Origin of the sequence: Promicromonospora sp. NPDC050249, from assembly GCF_040656015.1 — a bacterium.
GTDB lineage: Bacteria > Actinomycetota > Actinomycetes > Actinomycetales > Cellulomonadaceae > Promicromonospora.
Genome location: NZ_JBFAKY010000009.1, coordinates 1 through 14,311, shown reverse-complemented (window position 1 = coordinate 14,311; position 14,311 = coordinate 1). Strand labels below are relative to the sequence as shown.

The window sequence follows — 14,311 nt, the reverse complement described above, 5'->3', positions numbered from 1 at the left end:
GCCGCCGCACATCGTGGCGTGGGGCCGGGATAACGCCTGGACGTGAGGCGGCAACGCCAGCAGGATTCGGTGCCTGAGTGGCAGTGCCTGCGGCGGGGAATGTCGCGGCACACGAATGTCTCGTCGAGCGAAGGACGTCCTCTGAGCAGCACACCGGATCTCGGTCCCGTACCCCAGCGCATCACTGTCGAGCGGGATCAGGTGCGCCGGCTGATCGACGACCAGTTCCCGCAGTGGGCCTACCTCTCGGTCGAGCCCGTGGCCAGGAGCGGCTGGGACAACGCCACCTTCCGTCTGGGCGACTCCATGGCGGTGCGTCTGCCGAGCGCGTCCGAGTACGCGCTGGCGGTCGACAAGGAACACCAATGGTTGCCGGTGCTCGCTCCCCGGCTTCCGCTCCCCGTTCCCGTGCCTCTGGCGAAGGGCCACCCCGGCGCGGGTTACCCGTTCTCGTGGTCGGTCTACTCGTGGCTCGACGGCGAACCGGCGACCGCTGAGCGCATCTCCGACCCCGGCCGCTTCGCCGTCGACCTGGCTGAGTTCCTGGCCTCCCTGCAGAGCGTCGACGCCACCGATGGCCCGCAGCCGGGTCAGCACAACTGGTTCCGGGGCGGCACCCTGCGTACCTACGACGCGCAGGCTCAGCACGCGCTCGCGGTGCTCGACGGCCACATCGACGTCGACCTGGCCCGTCAGATCTGGACGACCGCCCTCGACGCACGCTGGGACGGGACGGACGTCTGGTTCCACGGCGACGTGGCCCCGGGCAACCTCCTCCTCGACGACGGAGGGCTCGCGGGAGTCATCGACTTCGGGACCTGCGGTGTCGGCGACCCCTCCTGCGACCTGGCCATCGCCTGGACATTGCTGACGGCAGACACCCGGCAGGCGTTCCGCGAGCGGCTGTCGGTCGACGAGGCGACCTGGGCGCGCGGACGCGGTTGGGCCCTGTGGAGGACACTCGTCGCGTATGCCCAGACTTTGGGCCGGGCCGACGACGGTGGGGACGTCGAGGCCGATGACGCCCGCCGCGTCCTGGCCGAGATCCTGGCTGCGCCCTAGTGGTACGGCCGTAGGCGGGGATGCGGTGACGCACGTCGGACGGCGGACCGTACGGGCTCGGTGCGGGTGTCGTCGCCGCCGCCTTGTCGCGCGCCCAGTCGCCGGCTGACCTCTCGGGCCGCGCGGGTCGCCTGCTCGGCGAGACCGGCCCGCGTGTCGTCGTCGTAGGAGTCCGAGCGGAACGTCACCGCGAGCCCCGCGACCGGCCTGCCCGTGTGGTCGACGACGGCGGCGGCCACGGACGCGAAACCGGCCGTCACCTCGCCGTCCTCCACCGCGAAGCCGCGGGCCCGGGCCTCACGCAGCACCGTCCGTAGCTCCCGCAGAGTGCGCGGGCCGGCGCCGGTCAGGTCGGTGAACGACCCCGGCGTCGGGTACAGGGCCCGGACCTGCGCCGGGGGCAGCAGCGCGAGCACGGCCCGGCCGCTGGCGGTGAGGTGGCTCGGGAGGTGGACGTCGACGTCCGTCACCAGGGGCGGACGTCCCGCCGCCCGCTGCTCGACCAGGTAGAGGACCTCCCGGCCGTTCAGGACGGCGAGGTGCCCGTTCTCCCCGGCGGCCTCCACCAGCCGGGCGACGACCGGCGCGGCCAGGCGGGTGAGCGGCGCCTGCCGGGTGTACGCGCTGCCCAGGCCGAGGGCGGCCACGCCCAGGCCGTAGCGGCGCTCGTCGGGGAAGTGGCGCACGAAACCCTCGTCGCGCAGGACCGACAGCAGGTGGTAGACGCTGGAGCGCGGCACCCCGATGCCGTGCGCGATCGCGCCCGCCGGCACCGGCCCTGGCTGCGCCGCGAGAAAGCTGAGCAACCGCGCGGTGCTCCGCGCGGCAGGAACGGCACTGCTCCCGGCCATAGCTCTCCAAGGTGATCCGGGCGGTCGGCAATCTGTCAGGTGATCGGTAGTCCGGGCTGCCGATCACCTGACGAACTGCCGACCTTGCGGGTGCCGGACTTCGGCGGTGTCTCGTATCCCAGACTGTATCTGGGGTCACAGCCGCGCCAGCCGGGCGCCGGCGAGGTTCTATGAGCGCATGAGCACCCTGCACCACGAGGGACCGACGCCGACCACCCACGCGGCTGCTGCCCCCGACCTGCCCGAGCACGTCGTCCTCGACGGCACGCCGCTGACCGTCGACCAGGTGGTCGCCGTCGCCCGCCACGGCGCGTCCGTCGAGATCCACGAGGCAGCCCTGGCGCGGATGGCGACCAGCCGCGCCGTCATCGACGACCTGGCGCACGACACCGTGCCGCACTACGGCGTCTCCACCGGCTTCGGGGCCTTGGCCCGCCGGCACATCCCCACTGAGATGCGTGCCCAGCTCCAGCTCAGCCTCGTGCGGTCGCACGCGGCCGGGTCGGGGCCCGAGGTCGAGACCGAGGTGGTGCGGGCGCTGCAGCTCCTGCGGCTCGCCACGCTGGTCACCGGTCATACGGGGGCGCGGCCCGTGACGGCGCAGACCTACGCCGCGATGCTCAACGCCGGGATCACCCCGGTGGTGCACGAGTACGGGTCGCTCGGGTGCTCGGGGGACCTCGCGCCGCTCGCGCATGTCGCGCTTGCCGCGATGGGGGAGGGGCGGGTGCGGGTGGTCTCGACAGGGTCGACCAGCGAGACCGTCGACGCCGCTCAAGCACTTGCGGCGGCCGGTATCGCCCCCCTCGTGCTCGCCGAGAAGGAGGGGCTCGCCCTCATCAACGGCACCGACGGGATGCTCGGCATGCTCTGTCTCGCCATCCACGACCTGCGGCGTCTCCTCACCACGGCGGACGTTGCCGCGTCGCTCAGCGTCGAGGCCCTCCTCGGGTCGGACGCCCCGTTCGCCGAGGACCTCATCGGCATGCGCCCGCACCCGGGCCAGGCGGCGTCGGCGTCGAACCTGCGCCGCATCCTGGCGGGCTCGCCGCTGATGGCGAGCCACCGCGAGCTGGACGACGACGGAAACCCCGCGTGCACCCGCGTCCAGGACGCCTACTCCCTGCGCTGCGCGCCCCAGGTGCACGGTGCCGCCCGCGACACCCTGGAGCACGCGGCCACTGTCGCGGGCCGGGAGCTGGCCTCCGCCATCGACAACCCGGTGGTCACGGCCGACGGGCGCGTCGAGTCGAACGGCAACTTCCACGGCGCCCCCGTGGCCTACGTGCTGGACTTCCTCGCCATCGCCGCCGCCGACCTGGCGAGCATGAGCGAGCGGCGCACCGACCGGTTCCTCGACGTCTCCCGCTCCGAGGGGCTGCCCGCGTTCCTCGCGCACGATCCCGGCGTCGACTCCGGGCACATGATCGCCCAGTACACGGCCGCAGGGATCGTCTCGGAGCTGAAGCGCCTGGCCGCGCCGGCCAGCGTGGACTCGATCCCGAGCTCCGCCATGCAGGAGGACCACGTGTCCATGGGCTGGTCCGGCGCCCGCAAGCTCCGCCGCTCGGTCGACGGGCTCACCCGCGTGCTGGCCATCGAGGTGCTGACGGCCACGCGTGCCCTCGACTTCCGCGCCGAGGCCCCCGCGGCGGGTACGGGCGCGGTGCACGACGCCGTCCGCGCCGTCGTGCCCGGACCGGGACCCGACCGCTACCTCGCGCCCGAGATCGAGCACGTGGTCCAGCTCGTGGCGACCGGCCAGATCGCGGCGGCAGCAGCGTCCGCCGTCGGACAGCTCGACTGACGCCTCGACCGACAGCCCGACCGACACCGAACCGGAGCAGACCATGAACCAGCCGTACGACCGGGGCACCCCCGTCGCCGTCCGCGCCGCGCGCGGCACCACCCTGACCGCCCGCAGCTGGCAGACCGAGGCCCCGCTGCGCATGCTGATGAACAACCTCGACCCCGAGGTGGCCGAGCGGCCCGACGACCTGGTCGTCTACGGCGGCACGGGCCGCGCCGCGCGGGACTGGCCGAGCTACCACGCGATCGTCCGCTCGCTGACGGACCTGCGCGAGGACGAGACGCTGATGGTGCAGTCGGGTCGGCCGGTGGGCGTGCTGCGGACGCACGAGTGGGCGCCGCGGGTACTGATCGCCAACTCGAACCTCGTGGGGGACTGGGCGAGCTGGCCCGAGTTCCGGCGCCTGGAGCAGCTCGGCCTGACCATGTACGGGCAGATGACGGCAGGGTCGTGGATCTACATCGGCTCGCAGGGGATCCTGCAGGGCACCTACGAGACGCTGGCGGCGGTGGCGGCGAAGAGGTTCGACGGGACCCTGGCCGGAACGCTCACGCTGACCGGCGGCTGCGGCGGCATGGGTGGCGCACAGCCGCTGGCCGTCACGCTCAACGGCGGCGTCTGCCTCGTGGTCGACGTCGACCCGGCCCGCCTGCACCGTCGCGTCGAGACCCGCTATCTCGACGTGGTCGCTGGGTCCCTGGACGAGGGCGTCGAGCTGGCGCTCGCGGCCAAGAAGGAGCGCCGCGCGCTGTCGGTGGGCGTGGTCGGCAACTCGGCCGACGTCGTCCCGGAGCTGCTGCGCCGCGGCGTCGAGATCGACATCGTCACGGACCAGACGTCGGCGCACGACCCGCTGTCGTACCTGCCGTCCGGCGTCGCGCTGGAGGACTGGGCCGACCTCGCCGAGAAGGATCCCGCAGGGTTCACGGACCGGGCCCGGGAGTCGATGGCCCGGCACGTCGAGGCCATGGTCGGCTTCCAGGACGCGGGCGCCGAGGTGTTCGACTACGGCAACTCGATCCGCGACGAGGCACGCCAGGGCGGGTACGGGCGGGCGTTCGACTTCCCCGGATTCGTGCCCGCCTACATCCGGCCGCTGTTCGCCGAGGGCAAGGGCCCGTTCCGCTGGGCCGCGCTGTCCGGGGACCCGAAGGACATCGCCGTGACCGACAGGGCCGTGCTCGACCTGTTCCCCGACGACGACCACCTGGGCCGCTGGATCCGCGCGGCCCAGGACCGGGTCGCCTTCCAGGGGCTACCGGCCCGCATCTGCTGGCTCGGGCACGGCGAGCGCGACGTCGCGGGGCTGCGGTTCAACGAACTCGTCGCGTCCGGTGAGATCTCCGCGCCGCTCGCCATCGGGCGCGACCACCTGGACTCCGGCTCGGTCGCCTCGCCCTATCGGGAGACGGAGTCGATGGCGGACGGCTCCGACGCGATCGCCGACTGGCCCCTGCTCAACGCCCTGATGAACACCGCCTCCGGCGCGACGTGGGTCTCGATCCACCACGGCGGCGGCGTCGGCATGGGGCGGTCCCTGCACTCCGGCCAGGTCTCGGTGGCGGACGGCACGCCGCTGGCTGCCGAGAAGCTGGCCCGGGTGCTCGCCAACGACCCCGCGACCGGCGTGCTGCGGCACGTCGATGCCGGGTACGACGACGCCGTCGCGGCCGCCGAGCGTGGCGGGCTGCGCGTGCCGATGCGGGAGACGCCGTGACGGGAGTCGTGCGGCTGCTCGACGCGATCGCCGGCGTCGGGCGGGCGCCGTCCGGCGGGTACGAGCGGTTCGCGTGGACCGCGCACGACCTGACCCTGCGCGAGTGGTTCGCCGCCGAGGCCGACGCGCGGGGGCTCTCCGTGGTGGTCGACCGCGCCGGGAACCAGTGGGCGTGGTGGGGCGACCCGGACGCCGACGGACCCGGTGTCGTGACGGGCAGCCACCTCGACTCCGTCCCCGGCGGCGGCGCGTTCGACGGCCCGCTCGGGGTGGCGAGCGCGTTCGCGGCGCTCGACGCCTTGCGCGCCGAGGGGGTGCGCCCAGGGCGGCCGCTCGGGATCGTGAACTTCTCCGACGAGGAGGGCGCCCGGTTCGGGCTCGCCTGCCTCGGCTCGCGGGCGGTGACCGGGACTGTCGGCGCCGACCGGCTGCTCGCGCTGCGCGACGGTGCGGGGGACAGCCTCGCGGACGTGCTGGGACGGGTCTCGACGGGCTCGGCCAGAGGCGTGCGCGTCGAGCACTACGGGCGCGACGACGAAGCCCTCGCGCGGGTCGGCGTCTTCGTCGAGCTCCACGTGGAACAGGGGCGCTACCTCGCTGACCTGCCCGCGGACGAGGATGCGCCGGTCGCCGTCGGCGCCGCCATCTGGCCGCACGGTCGCTGGCGCGTCGACCTCGCGGGCGAGGCGAACCACGCCGGCACGACGCCGCTGGCCCACCGCCACGACCCGATGCTCGACCTCGCGCGGCTCATCACCGACGTCCGCGCCGCCGCCGAGGACGCCGGGGCGCTCGCGACGCTGGCCAAGGTCCAGGTCGAGCCGAACGGCGTCAACGCGATCCCGTCCCGGGTCCGCGCCTGGATCGACGCCCGCGCGGAATCCGAGGATGCGGTCCGCATGGTCCTGTCCACCCTGTCGGGACCGTTCGGCGCGTCGAACGTAGGGCAGGTCGCGGGACCGGGCCGCAGTGAGCGACCGGCCCTACGGTCGGCCGGGCCGACCGGGGGATGGGAGCCGGTGCAGGAGTCGTGGACGCCCGCCACCGTGTTCGACCCGGCGCTCGCGGCGCGGCTCGCCGACGTCGTCGGGCGGCCCGGCTCCGACCTGCCCGCACCCGTGATCGGGACCGGCGCCGGGCACGACGCCGGGATCTTCGCCGCCGCCGGCGTGCCGACAGCGATGCTGTTCGTGCGCAACCCGACCGGCGTCTCGCACTCACCCGCCGAGCTCGCGGAGGAGGCCGACTGCGACGCGGGCGTCCGCGCCCTGACTGCTGTCCTGGCAGACCTGCTCACTCGCAGCCGCGATGCGTCGATCGAGAACGGGGTTATGGATCGCATGCCTGCTGGTCCCGTCCATGACCCCGTTCTCGATAGGGAGGGCCGATGAGGTTCTGGTGTGAACGGGCTTGGTTGTCTTCGGGTGGCGGGGCGACGGGGAGCGTCGTCGAGTCCGTGCGGGTCGAGGTCGACGAGGGCCGGATCGCCGTCGTCGAGCCGGGTGTGCCGGCGTCGGGTGGCGATGTGCGGCTGGGCGGCGTCGTGCTGCCCGGGCTGGCCAACGCACACTCGCACGCGTTCCACCGTGCCCTGCGCGGGCGGACGCACGCCGACGGCGGGTCGTTCTGGACCTGGCGCGCCGGCATGTACGCGCTGGCCACGGCGCTGACCCCCGAGCTGTACGAGCGGCTGGCGCGCGCCGTGTACGCGGAGATGGCGCTGGGCGGGACCACCGCCGTCGGCGAGTTCCACTACGTGCACCACCGCGCCGACGGGACGCCGTACCCGGCGTCCGAGGGCGGCCCGAACGTCATGGCCGAGGCCCTGCGCTCCGCCGCCCGGGACGCCGGAGTACACCTCACACTGCTCGACACCTGTTACCTGGACGGCGGCCTCGGCCCCGACGGCCACGAGTCGCTCGCGCCCGAGCAGCTGCGCTTCGGCGACGGCACGGTCGCGGCCTGGGCGCGCCGCGTCGACGCGCTGCGCGCCGCCTGGGCCGACGACGACCGCGTGCTCGTCGGCGCCGCAGCCCACTCGGTGCGCGCCGTCATGCCGCCGGAGCTCGCGGAGCTGGCCCGCTGGGCCCGGCAGGCCGGGGCGCCGCTGCACGTGCACCTGTCGGAGCAGCCCGGGGAGAACGAGGCCGCGCTCGCGGCGTTCGGCGTCACGCCCACCCGGCTGCTGCACGACGCCGGTGTGCTCGGCCCCGGCACCACCGCCGTGCACGCGGTCCACCTGACCGACGACGACGTGACCCTGCTCGGCGCCTCGGGCACCGGCGTCTGCCTCTGCCCGACGACGGAGCGCGACCTCGCCGACGGCATCGCCCCCGGCCTGCGGCTGCAACGGGCGGGCAGCCCGCTGTCGGTCGGCACCGACCAGCACGTCGGCGCCGACGTGCTCGCCGAGGCACGCGGTGTCGAGGAGCACGAACGCCTCGCGACGGGACGGCGGGGCGCGTTCCCGCCCGCGACGCTGATCGAGCTGGCGACCTCCGCCGGGCATGCCGCGCTCGGGCGGCCGGACGCCGGACGGATCGCCGTCGGGGCGCCTGCCGACCTCGTGGCGGTCCGGCTGGATACCGTGCGCACGGCGGGGACCGACCCGGCGCAGGTCGCGCTGGTCGCGGGCGCGGGCGACGTGTCCGACGTCGTGGCGGGCGGCGAGGTGGTGGTGCGCGGCGGCGAGCACCGGGCCGGGGACGTCGGGCGCCTGCTCGCGGACGCGATCGAGGAGGTCTGGGCGGTCGCCGGCCAGGACGTGACGCAGGGGAGCGAAGCATGAGCGTGCTGCTGACGAACATCGGCGAGCTGGTCACGAACGATCCGGAGCACGGGGACGACCTCGGGGTCGTGACGGGTGCCGCCGTCGTCGTGGAGGCCGGCCGGATCGCCTGGACGGGGCCCGCCGCGTCCGCGCCTGCGGCGGACGTCGCGGTCGACCTCGGCGGGCGGTGCGTCATCCCCGGCTTCGTCGACTCCCACTCGCACACGGTGTTCGCGGGCGACCGGTCCGCGGAGTTCGCCGCGCGGATGACCGGCGAGCCGTACACGGGCGGCGGCATCGCCACCACGGTCGCCGCCACGCGCGCGGCAAGCGAGGACACCCTGCGGGCGCGCGGCCAGGCCCTGGTCCGGGAGATGCTCGCACAGGGCACCACCACCGTCGAGATCAAGAGCGGCTACGGCCAGGACGTCGCGACCGAGGCCCGGACGCTGCGGATCGCCCGGGAGCTCACGCCCGAGACGACCTACCTCGGCGCCCACACCGTCCCCGCCGAGTACGCCGACGACCGCCCCGGCTACCTCCGCCTCGTGACCGGGCCGATGCTCGCCGCCTGCGCGCCCCACGCCCGCTGGGTCGACGTGTTCTGCGAGCCCGCCGCGCCCACCGCGTTCGACGAGGACGAGTCCCGCGACGTGCTGCGGGCAGGCCTGCGGGCCGGGCTGCTCGCCCGGGTGCACGGCAACCAGCTGTCGGCAGGCCCCGGCGTCCGGCTCGCGGTCGAGGTCGGCGCGGCGAGCGTCGACCACTGCACCCACCTGACCGACGCCGACGTCGACGCGCTGGCCGGGTCCTGGTCCGCGGGCTCCGGCCGGTCGCAGGGACCCGACGCCGCTGGCGCCGGGCCCGGCACCGTCGCGACCCTGCTCCCCGCCATCGAGTTCTCCACCCGGTCGCCCTACCCGGACGCACGCCGGCTGCTCGCCGCAGGCGTGCCGGTGGCGCTGGCCACGGACTGCAACCCGGGCTCCGGCTACAGCTCGTCGATGCCGTTCGTCGTGGCGCTCGCGGTGCGCGAGATGCGGATGAGCCCCGCCGAGGCCCTCTGGTCGGCGACGGCGGGCGGGGCGGCGGCGCTCCGGCGGGACGACGTCGGCCACCTGGGCGTCGGGGCCCGCGCCGACCTCGCCGTGCTCGACGCCCCCAGCCACACCTACCTGGCCTATCGCCCGGGCGTGCCGCTGGTGTCCGAGGTCTGGAAGGACGGCGCCCGCGGGGCAGGTTAGGGGCGCGTCGAGCCCCGCACCACGAGACGGACGGGGACCACCACGCGTTCCGGCGGGTCGTCGTCGCCCGCCATCCGCCGTTCGAGCAGCCGGATCGCGCTCCGCGCGACCTCGTCGTGGTTCGGGTCGATCGTCGTGAGGCCCGGGGACAGGTACTTCCCGACGTCCAGGTCGTCGAATCCCACCACCTGGACGTCGTCGGGGACGCCGATCCCACGGTCGGCCAGCGCGGCCATCGCCCCGAGCGCGACGGTGTCCGTCACCGCGAAGATGCCGTCGACACGCAGGCCCGCCTCGAGGAGCCCGCCGAGCACCTCGCGCGACTCGCGTGCGGAGTAGGTCGTCACGGGGACGACGAGCGCGCCGTCGGCGGGCACCCCCGCAGCGCGGTGCGCCGCCTCCCACCCGGCCCGTCGCAACGAGGCCATGCCCGAGGTCTCGCCCGGGGCGCCGCCGAGCACGAGGATCCTGCGTGAGCCTCGGGCGAGCATGTGCGCCGTGGCGAGCCGGGCGCCCTCCTCGTTCGCGAGCCGGACGTGATCGAACCGCGCGGGGACCTCCCGCTCACCGAGGAGGACGATCGGCGCCCTGGTCCTGACGCTCTCCAGCCGCTCCCGGTCCAGCCCGGCCACGGAGAGGACCACGCCGTCGTACATCTGCAGGCGTGCGATGCTCAACGACTCGATCTCGCTCTCGGGCCGCGCGCCGGTGCGTTCGAGGACGAGATGGCGGCCGCTCGCCTCCACGATGGGCGCGATCCGGTCAGCGACCTCGCTGAAGTAGTCGTGGAAGCTGGGCACGATCAGGGCGATCGTGTCGGTGCGGCCCGACCGCAGGTGTCTCGCCGTGAGGTTGACCTCGTACCCGAGCTTCTCGATCGCCGTCAAGACCCGGTCGCGTGTGGGTGCGACGACGCGACGGTGGCCGTTGAGCACGTTCGACACGGTCATCATCGAGACGCCGGCCTCGCGGGCGACGTCGCTCATCGTGACCATCTGCTGATACCTCCAGGGCTGGACCAGGGGGTTGACGGGCGCCCTGCTCTGGCCTAGTTTAACGCTAAAATTCGCCAGTCGAAAACGGTTTCGGTCGAGGGTGACCGTCGCAGGTGACGCCCGGGTAACGACGCTCGGGCTCAGTTCTCAATGATTCTCAATGAGGAGAGACATGACTCGTGACATGAGATCCCGACGAGCGCGCCGCGCAGGCCGGCGCATGACGGCGGTCGTCGGCGCCACCGTGCTGGTCGCCCTGGCGGCGTGCACGGCGGACGCCGGTGGAGACGGTGAGGTCGACGGCCTCGAGCAGACCGCAGGCTCCATGGAGACCTTCGAGGCAGACCAGCAGTTCAAGGCCACGGAGCCGGTGAACTTCTCCATGCTCTGGACGGACTGGCCCGAGTCCCCGATCAAGGACTCCTGGCAGCTCTTCGACGAGATCGAGGAGCGGACGAACGTCTCCCTCGACCTGACCAACATCCCGTTCAGCGACGCGGTGGAGAAGCGCAGCCTCCTGCTCAGCGCCGGTGACGCGCCGTACATCATCCCGCTCGTCTACACGGGCGAGGAGCGGAGCTTCGCGGCGTCGGGCGCCGTGCTGCCGCTCAGCGACTACGAGGAGTACATGCCCAACTTCCAGAAGTACGTGGAGGAGTGGGACCTGCGCGCGATGATCGACAACCTGCGCCAGGCGGACGGCAAGTACTACATGATGCCCGGCCTGCAGGAGGTCTCTGTGCCGGTCTTCACGCTCCTGGTGCGCAAGGACGTGTTCGACGAGGTCGGTGCGCCCATCCCGGAGACCTGGGACGAGCTCCGTACGGGACTTGAGAAGATCAAGGCCAAGTACCCCGACAGCTACCCGCTGGCCGACGGCTTCGAGGGCGCGTCGATGCTCAACTACGCCTCGCACGCCTTCGGGACCAGGGCCGGCTGGGGCTTCGGCGACGGCACGTTCTTCGACGAGGAGTCCGGCGAGTTCGTCTACGCCGGCACGTCGGAGGGTTACCGGGAGATGGTCACGTACTTCCGCGGCCTGGTGGACGACGGGCTGCTGGACCCCGAGTCGTTCACCGCCACCAACGACGGCGCCGGGACCGTCACCGAGAAGTTCGCCGCCGGTGAGGTCTTCGCCGCCTCCGGTGCGAACGGCACGGTGCAGGAGTTCTCGACGGCGCTCGACGAGACCGCGGGCAAGGGCAACCACGAGGTCGTCCAGATCGCGCCGCCGGGCGGACCGGCCGGCCAGGTCGTCGAGCCGCGCAACTTCTGGAACGGCTTCATGGTCAACGCCGAGGCCAAGGACGACCCGCACTTCATCGCCATGCTGCAGTTCCTGGACTGGCTGTACTACAGTCCCGACGCCCGCGAGATGCTGCGCTGGGGCGTCGAGGGCGAGACCTACACCAAGTCCGAGGACGGGAAGTTCACGCTCGAGCCCGGCTACTCGCTCGACGCGTTCAACATCAACTTCGGCGAGGGCACGGACATCGCGAAGGACCTGGGCTTCTCCAACGAGGTTCTCGCGGGCTCCACCGAGTCCAGGGCCCTCAAGGAGTCGTACAACTCGCCGCAGTTCGTGGAGTACATCGACTCGGTGCTCTCGACGAGGACGCCGCGCGAGCCGTTCCCGCCCGCACCCCTGAACGAGGCGGAGCTCGAGCAGGCCTCGCTCCTGACGACGACGCTCACGGACACCGTCAACACGAACACGCTGAAGTTCATCCTCGGCGAGCGCGATCTCAGCGAGTGGGACGCGTACGTCGCCGAGCTCGAGGGCCAGAACCTGCAGGGTTACCTGGACCTCGTCAACGGCGCCCACCAGCGCTTCGCCGAGAGCAACGGATAGTGGTCGCCGAACCAGTGGTCGGCCGTCGGCCGGCGGTCGCCCGACCGCAGGCCGACGGCCGACCGGGCGGCCACGGGTCGAAGGTGCCGTGGCGCGTCGTGTGGCGGCGGGACGGCGTCCTCTACCTGATGGCAGTCCTGCCGGTCGTGTTCCTCCTGATCTTCCGCTACGGCCCGATGCTGGGGAACGTCATCGCGTTCCGCCGGTTCCGGCCGGGCGGCAGCATCTTCGGCGAGGAATGGGTGGGGCTGCTCTACATCGAGATGTTCGTCAACGACCCGATGTTCTGGCACGTGTTCGGCAACACCGTCACCATCGGGGCGCTCACGCTGATCGTCGGCTTCCCGCTGCCCATCATCCTGGCCCTGCTGCTGAACGAGGTGCGCAAGAGGGCGTTCAAGCGGGTGGTCCAGTCGATCTCCTACCTGCCGCACTTCCTCTCCGTGGTGATCGTCGCCGGCATGGTCATGCAGCTCCTGTCGCTGCAGGGCACCGTCAACCAGATCACCGAGGCGGTGGGCGGGGAAGCGATCCCGTTCCTGCAGCGGCCGGAGTGGTTCCGCGTGATCTACGTCGGGTCGGAGGTGTGGCAGACCCTCGGCTGGGGAACCATCCTCTACCTCGCCGCGCTGACGACCGTCGACGCCTCGCTCTACGAGGCGGCCCGGATCGACGGCGCCAACCGGTGGCGGCAGACGTGGCACGTCACCCTGCCCGGCATCCGGCCCACCATGATCACGCTGCTCATCCTCAACATCGGGACGTTCCTGAACGTCGGGTTCGAGAAGGTCCTGCTGCTCTACAGCCCGCTGACCTACTCCACGGGTGACGTCATCTCGACGTACCTGTACCGCGTCGGGCTGGTGTCCAACAACCTCAGCTACGCGGCGGCGATCGGGCTCTTCCAGGCCTGCATCGGGCTGGTCATGGTGCTGTCGGCGAATCTCATCTCGCGACGACTGACGGGAGCAAGCCTGTGGTGACCCAGAACGCCATGACCGTGCGGTCCGTCTCGGCGCGCTCGGGGGTATCGGTCGGCCCGCGCGACACCAGGGGCTACCGCGCCTTCACGGCGATCAACACGGTCGTGCTCCTGCTGGTCTGCGCGGTGATGCTCTATCCGTTCGTCACCGTGCTCGCCCAGTCGTTCTCCAGCGCCGGCGCGATCAAGGCGGGCCTGGTCAGCGTGTGGCCCGTCGGGTTCAACCTGGACACCTACGGGGCCGTGGCGCAGAACGGGACCTTCTGGAACGCGTACGGCAACACCGTCCTGTACACGTTCCTCGGGACCACCATCGCGATGGTCCTCACGACGACCTTCGCGTACGCGATCTCCAAGCCGCACCTGCGGGGCCGGAACGTGCTGATCGGGATCGCCGTCTTCACGATGTTCTTCAACGGCGGCATCGTCCCGAACTACGTCCTGATCTCGGCCCTCGGCATGAAGAACACCATGTGGGCGGTGATCCTGCCTGGGGCGATCTCGGTGTTCAACCTGCTGGTGATGAAGGCCTTCTTCGAGAGCCTGCCCCGGGAGCTCGAGGAGGCCGCGCAGATCGACGGGCTGGGCTGGTTCGGCATCTTCCGCCGGATCGTCCTGCCGCTGTCGAAGCCCGTCATCGCGACGATGGTCCTGTTCTACTCGGTCGCGTACTGGAACGACTGGTTCGCGGCGTTCCTCTACCTCGACAAGCAGGAGCTCTTCCCGGTCACGCTCTTCCTGCGCAACCTCATCGCGGGAGCGTCCACCACGGCGTCGGAGGGGGCTGCGGCCGCGGGGACGACGACAGCGGCCATCAACGCGAACATCCAGTCCGTGACGATGATCCTGACGATCATCCCGATCCTGTGCGTCTACCCGTTCGTGCAGCGGTACTTCGTCTCGGGGGTGATGCTCGGCTCGGTCAAGGGCTGAGCCGGGATGCCCGCGAGGTAGAGCGCTTGTCCGGCGCCGCCCCCGCCGCTCCGCCGGCCGCCCCGGCCGCCGCTCCGCCGACCGCAGCGCCGAGG

Annotated in this window: 11 protein-coding genes; 9 read left to right on the top strand and 2 right to left on the bottom strand. The window is 72.4% G+C overall.

From position 1 onward, the window contains the following. The first annotated feature begins 201 nt into the window (after window positions 1–201). On the top strand, window positions 202–1,062 hold the full coding sequence (locus AB0I32_RS09270; protein WP_357505095.1) for an aminoglycoside phosphotransferase family protein: 861 nt from the start codon (window positions 202–204) through the stop codon (window positions 1,060–1,062). On the opposite strand, the gene AB0I32_RS09265 is transcribed toward AB0I32_RS09270, so the two are convergent. Continuing rightward, a complete protein-coding gene (locus tag AB0I32_RS09265) occupies window positions 1,059–1,913 on the bottom strand; it encodes an IclR family transcriptional regulator (protein ID WP_357505093.1) in 855 nt (284 codons plus the stop codon). The genes AB0I32_RS09270 and AB0I32_RS09265 overlap by 4 nt on opposite strands. A gap of 178 nt (window positions 1,914–2,091) precedes the next feature. Between AB0I32_RS09265 and hutH the strand changes: the two genes are divergently transcribed. The 5 genes from hutH to AB0I32_RS09240 are packed head-to-tail and all read left to right on the top strand — an operon-like array spanning window position 2,092 to window position 9,454. Next, window positions 2,092–3,720 (top strand): histidine ammonia-lyase, encoded by a 1,629-nt coding sequence (gene hutH, locus AB0I32_RS09260; protein ID WP_357505091.1) that lies wholly within the window; start codon window positions 2,092–2,094, stop codon window positions 3,718–3,720. Window positions 3,721–3,763: 43 nt separating this feature from the next. Then, window positions 3,764–5,440 carry a urocanate hydratase gene (gene hutU, locus AB0I32_RS09255; protein ID WP_357505089.1) on the top strand — a complete coding sequence of 559 codons (1,677 nt, stop codon included), beginning with the start codon at window positions 3,764–3,766 and terminating at the stop codon, window positions 5,438–5,440. After that, window positions 5,437–6,831: an allantoate amidohydrolase gene (locus AB0I32_RS09250; RefSeq protein ID WP_357505087.1), complete on the top strand. Its 1,395-nt coding sequence runs from the start codon at window positions 5,437–5,439 to the stop codon at window positions 6,829–6,831. The genes hutU and AB0I32_RS09250 overlap by 4 nt, the downstream gene beginning before the upstream one ends. After that, window positions 6,828–8,228 carry a formimidoylglutamate deiminase gene (locus AB0I32_RS09245; RefSeq protein ID WP_357505085.1) on the top strand — a complete coding sequence of 467 codons (1,401 nt, stop codon included), beginning with the start codon at window positions 6,828–6,830 and terminating at the stop codon, window positions 8,226–8,228. The genes AB0I32_RS09250 and AB0I32_RS09245 overlap by 4 nt, the downstream gene beginning before the upstream one ends. Then, on the top strand, window positions 8,225–9,454 hold the full coding sequence (locus AB0I32_RS09240; protein ID WP_357505083.1) for an amidohydrolase family protein: 1,230 nt from the start codon (window positions 8,225–8,227) through the stop codon (window positions 9,452–9,454). The genes AB0I32_RS09245 and AB0I32_RS09240 overlap by 4 nt, the downstream gene beginning before the upstream one ends. Here the strand turns inward: AB0I32_RS09240 and AB0I32_RS09235 are convergent. Further along, on the bottom strand, window positions 9,451–10,449 hold the full coding sequence (locus tag AB0I32_RS09235) for a LacI family DNA-binding transcriptional regulator (RefSeq protein WP_357505081.1): 999 nt from the start codon (window positions 10,447–10,449) through the stop codon (window positions 9,451–9,453). The two genes, AB0I32_RS09240 and AB0I32_RS09235, sit on opposite strands and share 4 nt — an antisense overlap. A gap of 184 nt (window positions 10,450–10,633) precedes the next feature. On the opposite strand from AB0I32_RS09235, the gene AB0I32_RS09230 reads away from it, so the two are divergent. Genes AB0I32_RS09230 through AB0I32_RS09220 form a run of 3 tightly spaced genes read left to right on the top strand, consistent with a single transcriptional unit; the run spans window position 10,634 to window position 14,216 of the window. Beyond that, window positions 10,634–12,301 (top strand): extracellular solute-binding protein, encoded by a 1,668-nt coding sequence (locus AB0I32_RS09230; RefSeq protein WP_357505079.1) that lies wholly within the window; start codon window positions 10,634–10,636, stop codon window positions 12,299–12,301. Beyond that, a complete protein-coding gene (locus AB0I32_RS09225; RefSeq protein WP_357505077.1) occupies window positions 12,301–13,284 on the top strand; it encodes an ABC transporter permease subunit in 984 nt (327 codons plus the stop codon). The genes AB0I32_RS09230 and AB0I32_RS09225 overlap by 1 nt, the downstream gene beginning before the upstream one ends. Before the next feature lie 11 nt (window positions 13,285–13,295). Continuing rightward, window positions 13,296–14,216, top strand: a complete 921-nt coding sequence (locus AB0I32_RS09220; RefSeq protein ID WP_357505394.1) for a carbohydrate ABC transporter permease — start codon at window positions 13,296–13,298, stop codon at window positions 14,214–14,216. Window positions 14,217–14,311: the final 95 nt, after the last annotated feature.